15 protein-coding genes are annotated in these 17,270 nt (G+C 74.5%); 6 read left to right on the plus strand and 9 right to left on the minus strand.

Annotation, left to right across the window (positions count from 1 at the left end; all coding sequences use genetic code 11):
* Nucleotides 1-25 precede the first annotated feature (25 nt).
* The 4 genes from AB0A69_RS31505 to AB0A69_RS31520 are packed head-to-tail and all read left to right on the plus strand — an operon-like array spanning nucleotide 26 to nucleotide 3,808.
* Nucleotides 26-985, plus strand: coding sequence for an ABC transporter permease (locus AB0A69_RS31505; RefSeq protein WP_361429163.1), 960 nt, complete (start codon nucleotides 26-28; stop codon nucleotides 983-985).
* Entirely contained in the window at nucleotides 982-1,872 is an 891-nt protein-coding gene (locus AB0A69_RS31510) for an ABC transporter permease (protein ID WP_361429106.1), read from the plus strand. Before AB0A69_RS31505 ends, AB0A69_RS31510 begins: the two co-directional genes overlap by 4 nt.
* Nucleotides 1,869-2,828: an ABC transporter ATP-binding protein gene (locus AB0A69_RS31515; RefSeq protein WP_361429108.1), complete on the plus strand. Its 960-nt coding sequence runs from the start codon at nucleotides 1,869-1,871 to the stop codon at nucleotides 2,826-2,828. The genes AB0A69_RS31510 and AB0A69_RS31515 overlap by 4 nt, the downstream gene beginning before the upstream one ends.
* A complete protein-coding gene (locus AB0A69_RS31520) occupies nucleotides 2,825-3,808 on the plus strand; it encodes an ABC transporter ATP-binding protein (RefSeq protein WP_361429110.1) in 984 nt (327 codons plus the stop codon). Before AB0A69_RS31515 ends, AB0A69_RS31520 begins: the two co-directional genes overlap by 4 nt.
* A gap of 6 nt (nucleotides 3,809-3,814) precedes the next feature.
* Here the strand turns inward: AB0A69_RS31520 and AB0A69_RS31525 are convergent, their stop codons facing one another.
* Nucleotides 3,815-4,279 carry an ATP-binding protein gene (locus tag AB0A69_RS31525; protein ID WP_361429112.1) on the minus strand — a complete coding sequence of 155 codons (465 nt, stop codon included), beginning with the start codon at nucleotides 4,277-4,279 and terminating at the stop codon, nucleotides 3,815-3,817.
* 159 nt (nucleotides 4,280-4,438) lie between these two features.
* On the opposite strand from AB0A69_RS31525, the gene AB0A69_RS31530 reads away from it, so the two are divergent.
* On the plus strand, nucleotides 4,439-5,044 hold the full coding sequence (locus AB0A69_RS31530; protein WP_361429114.1) for a sigma-70 family RNA polymerase sigma factor: 606 nt from the start codon (nucleotides 4,439-4,441) through the stop codon (nucleotides 5,042-5,044).
* On the plus strand, nucleotides 5,041-5,781 hold the full coding sequence (locus AB0A69_RS31535) for an anti-sigma factor (protein WP_361429116.1): 741 nt from the start codon (nucleotides 5,041-5,043) through the stop codon (nucleotides 5,779-5,781). Before AB0A69_RS31530 ends, AB0A69_RS31535 begins: the two co-directional genes overlap by 4 nt.
* A 71-nt stretch (nucleotides 5,782-5,852) precedes the next feature.
* On the opposite strand, the gene AB0A69_RS31540 is transcribed toward AB0A69_RS31535, so the two are convergent.
* The 8 genes from AB0A69_RS31540 to infB form a co-directional block, all read right to left on the minus strand.
* A complete protein-coding gene (locus tag AB0A69_RS31540; RefSeq protein WP_361429118.1) occupies nucleotides 5,853-6,497 on the minus strand; it encodes a fasciclin domain-containing protein in 645 nt (214 codons plus the stop codon).
* Nucleotides 6,498-6,575: 78 nt separating this feature from the next.
* Nucleotides 6,576-8,150, minus strand: a complete 1,575-nt coding sequence (locus AB0A69_RS31545) for a molybdopterin-dependent oxidoreductase (RefSeq protein ID WP_361429120.1) — start codon at nucleotides 8,148-8,150, stop codon at nucleotides 6,576-6,578.
* A 115-nt stretch (nucleotides 8,151-8,265) separates the two neighbouring features.
* Nucleotides 8,266-9,231, minus strand: a complete 966-nt coding sequence (locus AB0A69_RS31550; protein WP_361429122.1) for a bifunctional riboflavin kinase/FAD synthetase — start codon at nucleotides 9,229-9,231, stop codon at nucleotides 8,266-8,268.
* A gap of 42 nt (nucleotides 9,232-9,273) precedes the next feature.
* The gene (locus AB0A69_RS31555; RefSeq protein ID WP_361429124.1) at nucleotides 9,274-12,066 is read right to left on the minus strand and encodes a serine protease; all 2,793 of its coding nucleotides are present in this window, start codon (nucleotides 12,064-12,066) and stop codon (nucleotides 9,274-9,276) included.
* Nucleotides 12,067-12,188: 122 nt separating this feature from the next.
* Complete coding sequence (gene truB / locus AB0A69_RS31560; RefSeq protein WP_361429126.1) at nucleotides 12,189-13,088, minus strand: tRNA pseudouridine(55) synthase TruB; 900 nt, start codon at nucleotides 13,086-13,088, stop codon at nucleotides 12,189-12,191.
* On the minus strand, nucleotides 13,085-13,537 hold the full coding sequence (rbfA, locus tag AB0A69_RS31565; protein ID WP_361429129.1) for a 30S ribosome-binding factor RbfA: 453 nt from the start codon (nucleotides 13,535-13,537) through the stop codon (nucleotides 13,085-13,087). Before rbfA ends, truB begins: the two co-directional genes overlap by 4 nt.
* Nucleotides 13,538-13,601: 64 nt before the next feature.
* Nucleotides 13,602-13,895 (minus strand): DUF503 domain-containing protein, encoded by a 294-nt coding sequence (locus AB0A69_RS31570; RefSeq protein ID WP_361429131.1) that lies wholly within the window; start codon nucleotides 13,893-13,895, stop codon nucleotides 13,602-13,604.
* Nucleotides 13,896-14,042: 147 nt separating this feature from the next.
* Nucleotides 14,043-17,132, minus strand: a complete 3,090-nt coding sequence (infB, locus tag AB0A69_RS31575) for a translation initiation factor IF-2 (RefSeq protein ID WP_361429133.1) — start codon at nucleotides 17,130-17,132, stop codon at nucleotides 14,043-14,045.
* Nucleotides 17,133-17,270: the final 138 nt, after the last annotated feature.

The following is a 17,270-nucleotide window of genomic DNA, read 5'->3' on the forward strand; positions in this document are numbered from 1 at the left end:
GGCCGTCTCGTCGTACCCCCGCCATCTGGCGGGCAAGCTGGGCGGCGCGGTGGTGTCGCTGTTCGCCGTGCTCGTCACCAGTTTCTTCCTCTTCCGGATCATCCCCGGCGACCCGGTCCGGGCCATGACCCACGGGCGGCCGACCTCCGCCGAGCAAATGGCCACGCTGCGCAGGCAGTTCGGGCTCGACCTGCCGGTGTGGCAGCAGTTCACGGAGTACTGCGTCAAGGCGCTGACGGGCGATCTGGGCATGTCGTACCAGTTCCGCGCCCCCGTCGGGGAGCTGATCGCGAGCAGGCTCCCCGCCACGCTGCTCCTCACCGGTGTCGCGGTCGTCGTCTACTCCGCGCTCGGGCTGTGGCTCGGCACCCGCGCGGCCTGGCGCCACGGCCGCCTCGCCGACCGGGTGCACACCGGGGTCGCGCTGACGCTGTGGTCCGTGCCGTCGTTCTGGCTCGGGCTGCTGCTCATCATCGTCTTCGCCGTCGGTGTCGGGCCCGTCCCGGGACTCTTCCCCACCGGGGGCATGGAGTCCGGCGGCGGCGAGACGGGGTTCGCGTACGTCCTCGACGTCGCGCACCACATGGTGCTGCCGGTGCTCACGCTGGTCGCCGTCGGGTACGCGCAGACGCTGCTGGTGATGCGCTCCTCGCTGCTCGACGAGATGGGCGGCGACTATCTGGTGACCGCGCGGGCGAAGGGGCTCCGCGACGCCGTCGTACGCCGCCGGCACGCCGTGCCGAACGCGCTCCTGCCCACGGTGACCATGGTGTTCATCAACCTCGGCCATGTGGCCGCCGGTTCGATCCTCGTCGAGACCGTGTTCTCCTGGCCGGGGCTGGGCGGGTTGTTCTACCAGGCGCTGTCCGTGCCCGACCTGCCGCTCGTCCAGGGCCTGTTCGTCGTCTTCGCCGGGGCGATGATCGTGATGAACCTCCTCGCCGACCTGCTGTACCCGCTGCTCGACCCCCGGGTGGCCCGATGAGCTCCTCCTCGCTGACCTGGCTGCGCCGCCGCGATTCCCTGGCCCGCTTCTGGCGCCGTTACCGTACGCACCGGGCCGGGCTGTACGGGCTCGGTACCCTCGCCGTGATCGGGCTCGTCGCGCTGGCCGCGCCGCTGCTCGTCGGCGGGGACGTGCGGAGCGTGACCCGCGCGCCCGGGATACCGCTGGAGGCGCCGAGTGCGCGCTTCCCGCTCGGCACCGACCAGTTCGGGCGGTCGCTGCTCGGGCTGCTGGTGCAGGGTGCGCGGGTGTCGCTGGCCGTCGGGTTGCTGGCGGCGGCGCTGTCCGTCGCGATCGGCACGCTCGTCGGGGTCGTCGCGGGCCATTACGGCGGCTGGTTCGCGACGGTGCTGATGCGCGTGACCGACTGGTTCCTGGTGATGCCGTCGCTGGTGCTCGCGATCGTGCTGGCCACCGTCCTGTCCCGGAGCGTGTGGACGGTGATCCTGGCGATCGGCGCCACCAGCTGGCCCACCACCGCCCGGCTGGTGCGCGCGCAGACCATCGCCGTCGAGTCGCGCCCGTACATCGAACGGGCCAGGGCGCTCGGCGGCGGGCACGCGCACGTGATGCGCCGGCACGTCCTGCCCAACGTGATGCCGCTGGTGCTGGCCCAGACGACGCTGGGCATCTCCACCGCCATCCTGACCGAGGCGACGCTCGCCTTCCTCGGGCTCGGCGACCCGACCGTCGTCTCCTGGGGCGGCCTGCTCCAGGACGCGCGGGAGGCGGGCGCGGTCTCCTCCGGGCACTGGTGGTACCTGGCGCCGCCGGGCGTCGCCATCGCGGCCGTGGCGCTCGCCTTCACGCTGTGCGGGCGGGCCGTCGAGTCGGTGCTCAACCCCCGGCTGGGGGTGGGGCGGTGAGCCTGCTCGACGTCAGGGACCTGACCGTCACCTACGACACGGGGACACCCGCCGTGCGCGGAGTCGGCCTCACCCTCGCAGCGGGCGAGAAGCTCGGCGTCGCGGGCGAGTCGGGCTGCGGCAAGTCCACGCTCGCGCTGGCCCTGCTGCGGCTGCTGCCCGCGTCGGCGCGGCTCGACGGGCGGATCCTGCTCGACGGCGAGGACGTCCTGACCATGGGGTGGGGCCGGCTGCGGGCGGTCCGCTGGGCGGGGGCGTCCCTCGTCTTCCAGGGCGCGATGCACGCGCTCAACGCGGTGCACCGCGTCGGCGACCAGATCGCCGAGCCCCTCCTCGTCCACCGCCTGGCGACGGCGGCGACGGCGCGCGAGCGGGTGGCCGAGCTGCTGGAGCAGGTGGGGCTGCCGGCCGCGCGGGCCACGGCGTACCCGCACGAGCTGTCCGGCGGTCAGCGGCAGCGCGTGATGATCGCCATGGCGCTGGCCTGCCGGCCCCGGCTGATCGTCGCCGACGAGCCGACCACGGCGCTCGACGTGATGATCCAGGCGCAGATCCTGCGGCTGATCGAGCGGCTCGTCGCCGAGCAGGGCATCAGCCTGGTGATGATCAGCCATGACCTGTCGGTGCTGGCCGACACCTGCGACCGGCTCGCGGTGATGTACGCGGGCCGCGTCGTCGAGGAGGGCCCGGCGCGCGCGGTGTACGCGGCGGCCCGGCATCCGTACGCCCGTGCGCTGTCCGCCGCCTTCCCCCGCGTCGGCGACCCGGCCTCCCGGCTCGCCCCGCGCGGCCTGCCGGGCGACCCGCCGGACCCGGCCGCGCTGCCGCCGGGGTGTGCCTTCCGCCCGCGCTGCCCGGTGGCCGTGGAGGCGTGCGCGACCCATGAGCCGCCGCTGGTCGAGGTGGTACCCGGCCACCGCTCGGCCTGCCTCTTCCCCGTCGGGAGCCCCGCGTGAAGCCCCGCGTGGACACCCTGCTGTCCGCCAGCGGTCTGCGCGTCACCTTCCCGGCGCGGCGGCGCGGCGGCCCGCCCGCCCGTGCCGTGGACGGGGTCGACCTGGAGATCGGCGCCGGCGAGATCGTCGCGCTCGTCGGCGAGTCCGGCTGCGGCAAGACGACGCTGGCGCGCTCCCTGCTCGGCCTGGTCCGGCCGGCGTCCGGCTCCGTCACCTTCGCCGGAGCACCGCTGGAGTACCACGGCGCGGCCCTCAAGGCGTACCGGCGCCGCGTCCAGCTGATCCTCCAGGACCCGAGCGGCTCGCTCAACCCCCGGCACACGGTGTACGAGGCGGTCGCCGAGGGCCTGCGGATCCACGGGGACGGCGGTGACGAGAGGGCCGCCGTCGCCTCGGCGCTCGCCCGGGCCGGGCTGCGGCCGCCGGAGCGGTTCTTCCTGCGCTACCCGCACGAGCTGTCCGGCGGTCAGCGGCAGCGCGTGGTCATCGCCGGGGCGCTGGTCCTGGAGCCCGAGCTCATCGTCGCCGACGAGCCGGTCGCCTCGCTCGACGCCTCGGTACGCGGGGAGATCCTGGCGCTGCTGCTGCGCCTCCGCGACGAGCTGGGCCTCTCCGCGCTCGTCGTCACGCACGACCTGGGGCTGGCGTGGAACATCGCGGACCGGGTGGCGGTGATGTACCTGGGCCGTGTCGTCGAGACGGGCCCGGTCGAGGAGGTGCTGTCGGCCCCCCGCCACCCCTACACCCGCGCCCTGCTGTCCGTCCTGCCGGAGTCCCCCGGCGAGCCGGTGCTCCTCACCGGCGAGCCCCCGGACCCCGCCCGCATCCCGCCCGGCTGCCGCTTCCACGCCCGCTGCCCGGTCCTGGCCTCACCGGAGGCCGCGCGCCCCGGCCTCGCGGACGCCTGCCGGACCCAGGACCTGCCGGTCCTGCCGGGGCGCGGGCGGGGGGCGGCGTGCCACTGGGCGCACCCGGGCTGACGCGCCCTAGGGCTCGCGGCTTCGGGACGGGCCGGGCGGGGTGGCGTCCAGCTCGGCCCAGACCGTGTGCCCGAGCCGCGACGGCGTATCACCCCAGCGGCAGGCCAGGGTGTCGACGATGAACAGGCCGCGCCCTCCGGCGACGAGCGTGAAGGACGGGTGGCGCCAGTGGGCGCGTACGCGCTGCACGTCGATGCCCGGTCCGGCGTCCTCCACCTCCAGCCGCAGCCGGCGCCCTCCGCGTTCGCCGGTCACCAGCCACATGCGCATGCTCACCGGCGGCGTTCCATGGCGGACCGCGTTGGACAGCAGTTCCGTGGCGATGAGCAGCGCGTCGTCGACGAGCCGGTGCAGCCGCCAGCGCGTCAGCTGCCGGCCGACCTCGGCCCGCACCTCGGCGGTTCCGTCGCGGGCGGCGACCAGGCAGCTGTCGTCCCGGGAAGGGGCGATGACCGACACGACGACTCTCATACTCCCCATTCGGCGCCGCAAGCCCACCGGATGGGTGCGTCCGCGGGCCCATCCGAACGCCGTTCGGCTACGAACACAGGCGGAGAAGAGGACTACCAGAGGGTGGGGCGCGGACGTCCGGCATCCACCTGTTCCGGCCGACATCCAGAAAGGCTGTGCATGGGCGACCATCACATCGCTCCTCGTTCCACGGGCCGCGCCCGCGCGGGGGGTGCACACGGCCCCGACCTGTCCGGGACCGTCGCCCGCGTCGCCGACGGTGACCAGGAGGCGTTCGCCACGCTGTACGACGCGGTCGCGGGTCCCGTGTACGGGCTCGTGCTCAAGGTGCTGCGCGATCCGGCCCAGTCGGAGGAGGTGGCCCAGGAGGTCATGGTGGAGGTGTGGCGCACCGCCACCCGCTACCGCCGCGACCAGGGAAGCGTGATGACGTGGGTGATGACGATGGCTCACCGCCGCGCCGTGGACCGCGTCCGCTCCGAGCAGGCGGCCACCGACCGGGAGCTGCGCACCGCGCGCCGCGAGAGCACCCCCGCCTATGACCAGGTCAGCGAGGAGGTGACGGTCCGGCTGGAGAGCGAGCAGGTACGGCGCTGTCTGCGGTCCCTGACCGACCTGCAGCGCCAGGCCGTGACACTCGCCTACTACCAGGGCTACACCTACCGAGAGGTCGCCGCCTCGCTGTCCGTACCCCTGGGGACGGTCAAGACCCGGCTGCGCGACGGACTGATCCGGCTACGAGACTGCATGGGAGTGAACGCGTGAGCGAGGAACATCTGCATGCGCCCACCGGCGCCTATGCGCTCGACGCGCTGCCGGACGACGAACGTGAGGCGTTCGAGCGCCATCTGCGGGACTGCCCGGCCTGCGCCCAGGAGGTGCGGGAGCTGACGGCCACCGCCGCCCGGCTCGGCTCCGCCGTGGCCGCCCCTCCGCCCGACGGGATGAAGAGCCGGGTCATGGAGCGGATCCGCGGGGTGCGCCAGCTGCCCCCGCACGCGCCGCCCGGCGCGAGCGGCCTGGTGACGGTCCGCCGCGGGAGGGTGCCGCGCCTGGTGCTGGCCGCGTGCGTGGCGGCGGCGGTCGGGCTGGGCGGCGTGGCGGCCTGGCAGTTCCAGGAGGCCAGGCAGGCGGAGCGGCGGGCCGTGCAGGCGCAGCGGGAGAGCGAGGAGCTCGCCAGGGTGCTGGCCGCCGCCGACGCCCGTACCGTGAGCGGCGCCGTCAAGGGCGGGGCGAGGGCCACGGTGGTCGTGTCCCGCGCCGAGGACGGTGCCGTCTTCCTCGCCTCCGGCCTGCCGGAGCTGCCCGCCGGCAAGACCTACCAGCTGTGGTTCGACGACGGCGGCCGGATGCGGCCGGCCGGGCTCGTCGGTGACGACGGGGCGGTACTCATGGAGGGCGGTGTCCGCGGTGCGACCGGTATGGGCGTCACGGTGGAGCCGGCCGGCGGCTCCCCTCAGCCGACCAGTACGCCGCTGGTGCTGATGCCGCTCCCGGCCTGAGCCGGCGGACCACGGGCACGACGAGGGCGGGTGGCCCGGCGGAAGCCGGACCACCCGCCCTCGTCGTCACGTCACGCCTTGGGCATCAGGACGGTGTCGATGATGTAGACGGTGGCGTTGGCGGTGGGCACGTTGCCGCAGACCACGTTCGCCGTGTCGTTGACCTTGTACGACTCACCCGAGCCGGACGTGGTCACCATCCCCTTCTGCAGCGTCTCGAACGACCCGCTCTCCAACTGCTGCGGCGTCAGCTTCTGGCCCACCACGTGGTACGTGAGGATCTTCGTCAGCGCCGCCTTGTCGTTGAGCACCTTGTCCAGGTCCGCCTTCGGGATCTTGGCGAAGGCGTCGTTCGTCGGCGCGAAGACCGTGATGTTCTGGGCGTTGTTCAGGGTGTCGACCAGGCCGGCCTTCTGCACCGCGGCCACCAGCGTGGACAGTGCCGGGTTGTTCGACGCGGCGGTCGCCACCGGGTCCTGTGCCATCCCGTCGAAGCTGCCCGCGCCCTCCTTCGGCACCGACGCGCACGCCGGGCCGAAGGGCTTGTCCATCGCCGTCGCGTCGTCGGACGTGTCGCCCGGCGAGGTGGCGGGCGCGGTGGCGGACCGGTCGTCGGTGGCGTCACCGGAGCCGTCGGAGCAGGCGGTCAGCGCCAGCGGGAGGGCGGCGGCCACGGCGACGGCGGCGACGGCACGGCGGAAGCGCAGAGCGTTCATGAGGAGTCCTTCTGGTATCAGAGCTGGTATCGGGTGGCGCTGGATGTGATCGGGTGCGCGGGAGCCGGCCGGCCGGTATCAGTCCACGGTGACCACCACCGTGTGCCGGCCGCTCGCCCCGTCGGGGATCGTGCGGGTCCGCTCCTCGGTCTGCGTCCGGCCGGTGCCGTCGGTGGCACGGACGGTCAGGGTGTGGCTTCCGGGAGTCGCCGGCCAGGGCAGGGACCACTGCCGCCACGTGTCCACCGTGGCCTGGGGGGCGAGATCGGCCGGCCGCCAGGGGCCGTCGTCCACGCGCACCTCGACGCGGTCGATGCCCCGGCGCTGCGCCCAGGCGACCCCCGCGACGACGACGAGGCCGGCCTTCGGCCGGGCGAAGGGCTTGGGGGTGTCGATGCGCGACTGCGTCTTGACGGGCGCCCGACGGGCCCAGTCCCGCTTCACCCAGTACGGGTCGTACGCGTCGAACGTCGTGAGCTCGATGTCCTCGATCCACTTGCACGCCGAGACGTAGCCGTACAGCCCCGGCACCACCATGCGGACCGGGAACCCGTGCTCGAAGGGGAGCGGTTCGCCGTTCATGCCGACGGCGAGCAGGGCGTCACGGCCGTCCATGACGTCCTCGACCGGCGTGCCGAGCGTCATGCCGTCGACGGACCGTGCCACCAGCTGGTCGGCCGGTCCGCCCCGGGACGGCGGTCTCACCCCCGCCTCCGCGAGCAGCTCCGCCAGGGGCACGCCGATCCAGCGCGCGGTGCCGACGTACGGCCCGCCCACCTCGTTCGAGACGCAGGTCAGCGTGATGTGCCGCTCGATCAGCTCCCGGCCGAGGAGCTCGTCGTACGTCACCGTGAGCGGCCTGCTCACACCCCGGCCGTGAATCCGAAGGCGCCAGCGGGTGGCGTCCACCTTCGGCACCACCAGCGCGGTGTCGACGCGGTAGAAGTCCTTGTTGGGCGTGGTGAACGGGCTGATGCCGAAGACGCGCAGCTGCGCGCCGCGCGGCAGCGCGGGCGCGGGCGAGTCCGGCCGCGGCAGGACCGCGGCCGCCCGGGAGGAGACGGCGTCGCGCGCCCGCGAGCCGCCCAGCACCCGGCCGAGGGCCCCCGCGCCGGTGGACGCCGCGGCGGCGGCACCGGCCGCGATCAGGAAGCCGCGCCGGTCCCAGCCGCCGGCCCCGTCGGGTTCCTCCCCGGCCACGGGTGCGCTGAGCCGGCCCACGAGTACGAAGAGCACGGCGGCCCCCACCGATGCCCCCACCAGGGACGGTGCCGCGTCCAGGAGTGAGTGGGAGTCGGGGCGGCTGGTCGCCGCCAGGGCACCGACCACGCCCAAGGCGAGGACGGCCGCCGCGCCCGCCCGGCGATGGCGCGTCGCCAGCAGCCCCACGGCCGCGGCGAGGGCCGTGAGAACGGCGAGGATGCCCAGCTGGAGGACCAGCTTGTCGCTCTCGCCGAAGGTGCGGATCGCCCAGTCCTTGACGGGCGCGGGCGTGCGGTCGATCGCCGCTCCGCCGACCGCCGTCACCGGGCCCGCCTCGGGGCGGACGGCGGCGGCGACCAGCTCGGCCACCGCGAGGGCCGCGTACCCGGCGAGCAGTCCGCTCAGCCCGGCGAGCACCCGGCGCGGCCAAACCCCTTCAGAAGCAGTCACGCCCCTTCTTCGGAGCCGGGCGCGCGGCGGATTGCCCGCATCTCCGGTTCATTGCTCCGGCTCAGTGCAGGTGCAGTGCCGGAGCAGTGCCGGTTGACCCCCGCCCGGAGAGGCCCTACCGGGGGGCGGCGTCCTTGTCGTAAGCCCCCGTCAGCTCACGGCAGCGCTCCACGTCCGCCGCGATGGCCTCCAGCAGCTCCTCGATGGAGCCGAACTTCGCCTGGCCGCGCACGTACGCCAGGAAGTCGACGGCCACGTGGAGCCCGTACAGGTCCAGGCCGACGCGGTCGATCGCGTACGCCTCGACCGTCCGCTCCGTGCCGTTGAACTGGGGGTTCGTGCCGACGGAGATCGCCGCCGGCATGTGCTCCTCCCCCACGACGAGCCAGCCGGCGTAGACGCCGTCGGCGGGGATCGCGGTGTGCGGCAGGGTCTCGACGTTGGCGGTGGGGTAGCCGAGCTCCCGGCCGCGCTGAGCGCCGCGCACCACCACGCCCTCGACGCGGTGCGGGCGGCCGAGGATCTCGGCGGCGCCCTCGATGTCGCCGGCGGCGATCAGGCGCCGCGCCAGCGTGGAGGAGAACGGCTCGCCGCCGCCCGCCTCGCCGCTGACGAACAGGTCGACGACCTCGACCTCGTAGTCGTACGTGGAGCCCAGCTCGGCGAGGTAGGCGACGTCGCCGGCGGCCCGGTGCCCGAAGCGGAAGTTCGGACCCTCGATGACCGCGCGGGCGTGCAGCTTGTCGACGAGGACCTTCACGATGAAGTCGGCCGGCGACAGCTGCGAGAACTCGGCCGTGAACGGCAGGACGAGTACGGCGTCGACGCCGAGCCCCGCCATCAGTTCGGCGCGCCGGTGGTGCGGCGCGAGCAGCGGCGGGTGGCTGCCAGGGCGGACGACCTCGGAGGGGTGCGGGTCGAAGGTGACCACGACGGACGGGACGCCGAGCTCGCGCGCCCGCTCGACCGCCCGCCCGATGATCAGCTGGTGCCCGCGGTGGACCCCGTCGTAGGAGCCGATGGTGACGACGCTGCGCCCCCAGTCCTGGGGGATGTCCTCCAAGCCACGCCAGCGCTGCACTGTGACCGCTCCTCGCCCGAACCTGTGTACGTCATTGACGGATTACGCAGGTCTAAGACTGCCATGCCGATGGCTTCCCGCCCGCATCGGCATCGGAGTGACGAGCCCTTCGACCGTGCGCCGCGCGCTCGGCCCCACCAGGAACACCCACTCCTCCGGGTCCCGGGCCAGCCATCCCGCGACCAGCGCCGCGAAGCCGGGCACCTGGCGGGCGAGCTGGACGAGGTGCCCGTCGAAGCGGGTCGCGCCCTCGGGGGTACGCACCGAGAGGGCCCCCGCGCGCCGCACCAGCTCGCGCACGCGCCCCTCCGGCCACCGCTCCGCGCCCAGCGCGGCGGCCCGCAGCAGCGCCTCCGGTTCGCCCGGCAGGCCCGGCCCGCGCGGCTCGCGTGCCAGCAGGTCGAGGGCCGCCTCGTGCAGGGCGGGGTCGCCGGGGCGGACGAGCAGCGCGAGGGCGGCGTACCGCAGCAGCTCGCGGTCGGCGGCGGCGGTGGCGTGCGCGGCGACGAGCCGGCCGTATGTGGCGGCGGCGGCGCGGCGGGCGGGGCGTGCGTCGTCGTGGGCCCAGCGGTCGACGGCGCGGCACAGCGCGGACGGCTCGTCCTCGGCGAGGGCGGCGAGCAGCTGTCGGGCTCGCGGGTGGGCGGTGGTGACGAGCGCCTCGCACAGGTCGTCGACGGCCGGGCCCCGGTGCGCGTACAGCAGCGCCTGCGCGGCCCCGGCGACGGTGAGCCGCACGGACCGCGTCCGGGAGCCGGGCTCGGCGGGCAGGGGCCGCTCGTCGGTGAACCAGCGGCACAGCAGCGGCTGCACGCCCCGCGGGTCGGCCGCGAGCCGCGCCGCGGCGGCGTCGAGGAACCGCGGGCCCCCCGGCCCTCCGGGCGGGCCGTCCGCCGGGACCAGGCGCCGCAGCAGGTCGAGGCGCTCGTCCTCACCGATCCGCAGCCGCACCCAGAAGTCGGGCCCGAACGGGCGCCCCGGCGCGGCGGCGCCCTCATGAGGCCCGTCGGCGGGCGCCTCCGCGATCCGGTCCGCCAACTCCCGCAGCGCCCCCAGGTACCGCCGGGCGTCCGGAAGCGCGAGCAGGGCCCGCGCCGCCAGGCCCGCCGTACGGGCCTCGCCGTCGGGCGCCCGCAGCGCCGCGTCCAGGTCGAGGTGCGCGGCCCGGAGCCACTCCCCCAGCTCCTCGTGGCCGAAGCGGTAACCGGAGCCCACCGGGACGAGGAGGCCTTCGGCGAGGACCGCGGAGGCCCAGCCGCCCTTCCAGGGGAACAGCTCCTCGAACACCGCCCGGTCCACCTCCGGGTCCGGGCAGCGCCGCGCCACCGCGTGGACCCGCCCCGCCACCCGCGCCGCGAGCCGCCGTACCCCGGTTCCGCGCACCGGCGGCCGGGAGGCGTCCGCGACCCGGACCGCGACGCGCAGGCACACCAGGTCGAGGTACGCGGCGAAGATCTCGTCCCGCCGGGCCCCGGCGACCGCGCCGCCACCCATCGCCTCCCGCACCTCGGCGAGCAGCCGCAGCGCCAGCGGGTGCCGGGCGTCGCCGTCCGCGACGGCGTCCGCGGGCAGCCCGTACCGGGCCCGCGCCCACCGCGCCTCCCGCTCGGTCAGGTCGCCCAGGCGCACGCACCGCGCCTCTCCCCCCGGGTAGGGCGCACGGGCGTGCTCCCACTGCTCGGGGCGGCAGGCGACCGCGAGCCGGGCGCCGTGCGCACGCAGCCACGCCGCCGTCCCCGCGGTCCACGCGGGCGTCGGCTCGTCGGGGGTGTCCAGGAGGACGAGCAGGGGGTGGCCCGCCGTACGGGCGAGCGCCGCCACCCGCTCGGGTGTGGCGGCAGCGGAGTCGTCCCACAGGCCCGGCCGCCCGCTCGCGGCGACGGCGCGGGCGGCGCGCCGCAGGGCCCGCGCGAGCCCGTCCGCCACCGAGGTGTCGTCCGGCCGCAGGTCGGCGGCGCGCACCCACACGCTGGGCGCGGGCTCGGCGCCCCGGGCGCGGCGCGCCGCCAGGGCCGCGAGTTCGGTGGTGCGCCCGCTGCCGGGCTCGCCGACCAGCCCCAGCAGCAGCGCGTCCGGCGAGGCGGCGAAGAGCTCGTACGCCCGGGCGGCCTCGGCCCGCTCGACCGGCTCCGGCCAGGCGCTGCCGCCGGAGTCCGGGTCTCCGGAGGCGGCGGCCAGCTCCAGCACGCCCGCCGGGTTGAGGTCGCGGCCGTACGCCGGGACGGTGGCGGCGCTGCGCCGCAGCAGCGCGGCGAGCGGCCCTGCGGGGTCGCGGGCGGCCATCGCCGCCAGGGGGACGGCGAAGCCGGCCGCGCGCCGCTCGGCGTGGAGCGCGGTGGCCAGGACGCCGAGTACGGCGCCGGTCGCGGCGTCGAGGACGGGCCCGCCCGCGGCCTCGCCGCCCCGGCGCAGCGCCTCGCTGCCCTCGGTGCCGACGGCGAGCTCCAGGACGCCGCCGAGCCGGTGGAACCGGTCGGTGGCGGTGTAGGTGACGTCGGCGGGCCCGAGGACCCGCGCCTGGCGCCAGCCGCCCGCGGCGATCCGTACGTACGTGCCGGGCTCGACGGCCGGGCGGTCGGCCAGCGGCAGGGGGCGCGCGCCGAGCCCCGCGCCGCGTACGAGGGCGAGCGCGGCGCCCGGCAGTGGCGTGATGGCGTCGGCCTCGGCGACGCACGTCCGGCCGCCGGGGCCGAGCAGCACGACGCGCCTCAGGCCGTCGACGGCCTCATGGCTGGTCACGACCGTGCCCAGGTCGTCCGCGACGAAGCCGGTGCCGCGTGGCCGGCCTCCCGCGTCACAGATGTGTACGAGCGTCGCACCGTCCCCGCGTTCCATGGCTCGACGGTAGGACGGCGATGATCACCTCGAGAAGAACGCGCGGCAAACGCGCCCCCGGGCGCTCCCCGTGTTCACTTCGAGCGCCTCGCCAAGTGGGTGAAACACCGGGGGCGAGGGTGTCAGGCGAAGACCGCGAGGCTCTTCGCCTTGCCGCCCTTCTCCTCCACCAGCGCGAGGAACCGGCCGTCGGGTCCGAACACCGCCACCGGGGCCGCCTCGAACGCCGGCATGTCGATCCGTACGCCGTTGAGCAGCAGCTTCGCCCGTCGCTCGTCCACGTCCCAGCGCGGGAACGCCGCGGCCGCCGCCTCGGCGATCGGCATCACGGTCAGCTCCTCCTGGAGCTGGTCGAGCGTGCGCGCCGTGTCCAGCTTGTACGGGCCCACGCGGGTGCGCCGCAGCGCCGTGAGGTGGGCGCCGACGCCGAGCCCGGCGCCCAGGTCGCGGGCGAGGGCGCGGATGTACGTGCCGGAGGAGCAGACGACGGAGACGACGAGGTCCACGACGGCCGTGCCGTCCTCGGCGACAGCCTGGCGCACGTCGTACACCTGGAAGGAGGAGACCGTCACCGGCCGGGCCGGGATGTCGAACTCCTCGCCGCCGCGCACGCGCGCGTACGACCGCTTGCCGTCGATCTTGATGGCACTGACCTTGGACGGCACCTGCATGATGGCGCCGGTCAGCTTGGCCACCTCGGCGTCGACGGCCTCGCGGGTGACGGCGGACGCGTCGGTGGACGAGGTGATCTCGCCCTCGGCGTCGTCGGTGACGGTGTTCTGCCCGAGGCGGATGGTGCCCAGGTACTCCTTCTCGGTCAGCGCGAGGTGACCGAGGAGCTTGGTGGCCTTCTGGACGCCGAGGACGAGGACCCCGGTGGCCATCGGGTCGAGCGTCCCCGCGTGACCGACGCGCCGGGTCTTGGCGATCCCGCGCATCTTGGCGACGACGTCGTGCGAAGTGAAGCCGGACGGCTTGTCGACGATGACAAGGCCGTCCGGCGTCGTGGTGTGCTGGCTCATTCGGCGGCGGCGTCCTCGTCCTCGTCGTCGCCCGGCTTGCGGTAGGGGTCCGCCTCGCCCGCGTACGCGGCGCCGGAGGCCGCCTCGCGTACTGCGGCGTCCGAGGCGCGGGCCACCTCCAGCAGGTCCTCGATGGTCTTGGCGGTCTCGGGGAGGGCGTCCGCCACGAAGGTCAGCGTCGGCGTGAACTTGGTGCCCGCCGCCGCGCCGACGGCGGACCGCAGGACGCCCTTGGCGCTCTCCAGGCCCGCGGCGGCGGCCTTGCGCTCCTCTTCGTCGCCGTACACGGTGTAGAAGACGGTCGCCTCCCGCAGGTCCCCCGTGACCCGGGTGTCGGTGATGGTCACATGCGTACCGAGCCGCGGGTCCTTGATCCCGCGCTGGAGCTTCTGTGCCACCACCTCCCGGATCAGGTCCGCCAGCTTCTTCGCCCGCGCGTTGTCGGCCACTGGTCCGTCTCCTCTTTCTTGCGCCGTACGGTGTCGTCCCGCACGTCTGGCGCCCTTTGCACGATCAGTCTTCGTCGGTGTGCAGCCGCCGCCGTACGGACAGCAGCTCCACCTCGGGCCGGGCGGCGACCAAGCGCTCGCACCGGTCCAGTACCTCCGTGAGATGCCCGACGTCCCCGGAGACCATCGCCAGGCCGATCTCGGCCCTGCGGTGGAGGTTCTGGCCCCCGGTCTCGGCCACGCTCACCGCGTACTTGCGCTGGAGCTCGGCGACGATCGGGCGGACGACGGAGCGCTTCTCCTTCAACGACCGTACGTCGCCGAGGAGCAGGTCGAAGGACAGAGTCCCCACATACATGTATGTCCGGATGTCCCGCCGGTTCGGGTTCGATGGCCCTGCCGTCCAGTTGTCACTTGGCAGGGACACAAGAACCGTACACGGAACGGCCGGGGCCGATCGACGGATATTCCTCCGCCGACCGGCCCCGGCTCACCGCTCCTGTGATCAGGCGCGCGGCTTCTCGCGCATCTCGTACGTCGCGATGACGTCGTCGACCTTGATGTCGTTGAAGTTTCCGAGGTTGATACCGCCCTCGAAGCCTTCGCGGATCTCGGTGACGTCGTCCTTGAAGCGACGCAGACCCTCGATGTTGAGGTTCTCCGCGATGACCTTGCCGTCGCGGATGAGGCGCGCCTTGGTGTTGCGCTTGACCTCGCCGGAGCGGATGAGAACACCCGCGATGTTGCCCAGCTTGGACGAGCGGAAGACCTCGCGGATCTCCGCCGTACCGAGCTCGACCTCTTCGTACTCCGGCTTGAGCATGCCCTTGAGGGCCGCCTCGATCTCCTCGATGGCCTGGTAGATCACCGAGTAGTACCGGACGTCGACGCCCTCGCGCTCCGCCATCTGCGCGGCACGGCCGGCCGCGCGGACGTTGAAGCCGATGACGATGGCGTCGGAGCCCATGGCCAGGTCGATGTCCGACTCCGTGACCGCACCGACACCGCGGTGCAGGACGCGGATGTCGACCTCTTCGCCGACGTCCAGCTGGAGCAGGGACGACTCGAGCGCCTCGACCGAACCGGAAGCGTCACCCTTGATGATGAGGTTGAGCTCCTGGATCTGGCCGGCCTTGAGCACCTTGTCGAGGTCCTCGAGGGACACCCGGCGGGTGCGCTTGGCGAAGGCGGCGTTGCGCTCACGCGCCGCGCGCTTCTCGGCGATCTGGCGGGCCGTGCGGTCCTCGTCGACGACGAGGAAGTTGTCGCCGGCACCCGGGACGTTGGTGAGACCCAGGACCAGGACGGGGGTCGACGGACCCGCTTCCTCGACGTTGTTGCCCTTGTCGTCGAGCATCGCCCGGACGCGGCCGTACGCGTCGCCGACCACCATGGTGTCGCCGACCCGCAGGGTGCCGCGCTGGACCAGGACGGTCGCGACGGCGCCGCGGCCACGGTCGAGGTGCGACTCGATGGCGATGCCCTGCGCGTCCTGCTCCGGGTTGGCCCGCAGGTCGAGCGAGGCGTCGGCCGTGAGGATCACGGCCTCCAGCAGCGAGTCGATGTGCAGACCCTGCTTGGCGGAGATGTCGACGAACATGGTGTCGCCGCCGTACTCCTCGGCCACCAGGCCGTACTCGGTCAGCTGACCGCGCACCTTGACCGGGTCCGCGCCCTCGACGTCGATCTTGTTGACCGCGACCACGATCGGCACGTCGGCCGCCTTGGCGTGGTTCAGCGCCTCGATCGTCTGGGGCATCACACCGTCGTTCGCCGCCACCACGAGGATCGCGATGTCGGTGGACTTGGCACCACGGGCACGCATGGCGGTGAACGCCTCGTGACCCGGGGTGTCGATGAAGGTGATCTTGCGCTCTTCGTCGTTGACCTGGGTCGCGACCTGGTACGCACCGATGTGCTGGGTGATACCGCCGGCCTCGCCCGCGACGACGTTCGTCTTGCGGATCGCGTCCAGCAGTCGCGTCTTACCGTGGTCGACGTGACCCATGACGGTCACGACCGGCGGACGCGGCGCGAGGTACTCCTCGCCACCCTCGTCCTCGCCCCACTCGAGGTCGAAGGACTCGAGCAGCTCGCGGTCCTCCTCCTCCGGGGAGACGATCTGAACCGTGTAGTTCATCTCGTCGCCGAGGAGCTGCAGCGTCTCGTCGGAGACGGACTGCGTGGCGGTGACCATCTCACCGAGGTTCATCATGACCGCGACGAGCGACGCCGGGTTGGCGTTGATCTTCTCCGCGAAGTCGGTGAGGGACGCACCGCGCGACAGGCGAACGGTCTCGCCGTTGCCGCGAGGCAGCATCACACCGCCGACCGACGGGGCCTGCATGGCCTCGTACTCCTGGCGCCTCTGCCGCTTCGACTTGCGACCGCGACGCGCGGGACCGCCGGGACGACCGAAGGCGCCCTGCGTGCCACCACGGCCACCGGGACCGCCGGGACGGCCGGCGAAGCCGGGACGGCCACCGCCGCCACCGAAGCCGCCGCCACCCGGACCGCCGGGACGACCGCCGCCGCCACCGCCACCGGGACGGCCGGCGAAGCCGCCGCCGCCACCACCGGGACCGGCGGGACGACCGGCGAAGCCGGGACGACCGCCGCCGCCGCCCGGACGGGCACCGCCCGCGGGACCGCGACCGGCGCCACCGGGGCCCGGACGCGGGCCGGCGGCCGGACGCTGCGGCATCATGCCCGGGTTCGGGCGGTTACCGGCGGGGCCGCCACCCGGGCGCGGGGCCTGGGGACGCGGCATGGAGCCGGGCGTGGGACGCGGGCCACCGGGACCGGCCTGCGGACGGGGACCGCCCTGACCGGCGCCCTGCGGACGCGGACCACCGGCGCCGGGCGCACCGGCACCCGGACGCGGGGCACCACCGGGACGGGGCGCCTGCGGGCGCGCCATGCCGGTCGAGCCGCCGGAGGTGAAGGGGTTGTTGCCCGGACGCGGACCCGCGGGACGGGCACCGCCCGGACGCGGGGCCTGGCGCTCGCCACCGGGGCGCGGGGCGCCGGGACGGGAACCGCCCTGACCGGAGCCCTGGCCGGGCCGTGCGGCCGGACGGGGACCGGGGGTGGCGCCACCGGGGCGCTGACCGGCGGCCGGAGCCGACGGAGGCGCGGTGAACTCCGGGTTGGACGGAGCCGGGGACGCGGGCGCCGGCTTGGGCGCCGCGGGGGCCGGCTTCGGGCCCGGGGTGGGACGCGGGCCGGGGGCCGGCGTCGAGGGCTTCTCGGCCGCCGCGGGCTTCGGCGCGGGGGCGCCGGGCTTCGGGGCGGCGGGACGAGCCGCCTGCGCCGGGGAGGGCGCGGGGGCGGCGGAGGCGCCTTCGGTGCGGCTCGGCGCCGCGGGGGAAGGCTTGGCAGGCGCGGCCTTGCGGGGCGCGCCGGGCTTGGCTGCGGACTTGCCGGCGTTGCCGCCGGGCCCCTGCAGCGCGTCAGTCAACTTGCGTACAACCGGCGCTTCGATGGTCGAAGACGCCGAACGGACGAATTCACCGAGTTCCTGGAGCTTGGCCATGACGACCTTGCTCTCTACACCGAACTCCTTGGCGAGTTCGTATACCCGGACCTTAGCCACTTCGCTCCTTTTAGGTCCGGGTTACCGCCGGACCGTCGCTACTTCATGGGCGTACTCATCGCGTACTCATCGAGTGCTCATCGCAATCTCGACCTACTTCCAGACTCGCGAGGTACCTGACCGCACGGGGTTCCGTGC

The organism is Streptomyces sp. NPDC045431, assembly GCF_040646655.1.
In the GTDB taxonomy this organism is placed as follows: Bacteria; Actinomycetota; Actinomycetes; order Streptomycetales; family Streptomycetaceae; genus Streptomyces.

Excerpts from the sequence above, each read along its gene's own strand:
- AB0A69_RS31510 (WP_361429106.1), top strand. The coding sequence starts at position 982 with ATGAGCTCCTCCTCGCTGACCTGGCTGCGCCGCCGCGATTCCCTGGCC.
- AB0A69_RS31525 (WP_361429112.1), bottom strand. The coding sequence starts at position 4,279 with ATGAGAGTCGTCGTGTCGGTCATCGCCCCTTCCCGGGACGACAGCTGC.
- AB0A69_RS31530 (WP_361429114.1), top strand. The coding sequence starts at position 4,439 with ATGGGCGACCATCACATCGCTCCTCGTTCCACGGGCCGCGCCCGCGCG.
- AB0A69_RS31540 (WP_361429118.1), bottom strand. The coding sequence starts at position 6,497 with ATGAACGCTCTGCGCTTCCGCCGTGCCGTCGCCGCCGTCGCCGTGGCC.
- AB0A69_RS31555 (WP_361429124.1), bottom strand. The coding sequence starts at position 12,066 with ATGGAACGCGGGGACGGTGCGACGCTCGTACACATCTGTGACGCGGGA.
- truB (WP_361429126.1), bottom strand. The coding sequence starts at position 13,088 with ATGAGCCAGCACACCACGACGCCGGACGGCCTTGTCATCGTCGACAAG.
- AB0A69_RS31570 (WP_361429131.1), bottom strand. The coding sequence starts at position 13,895 with ATGTATGTGGGGACTCTGTCCTTCGACCTGCTCCTCGGCGACGTACGG.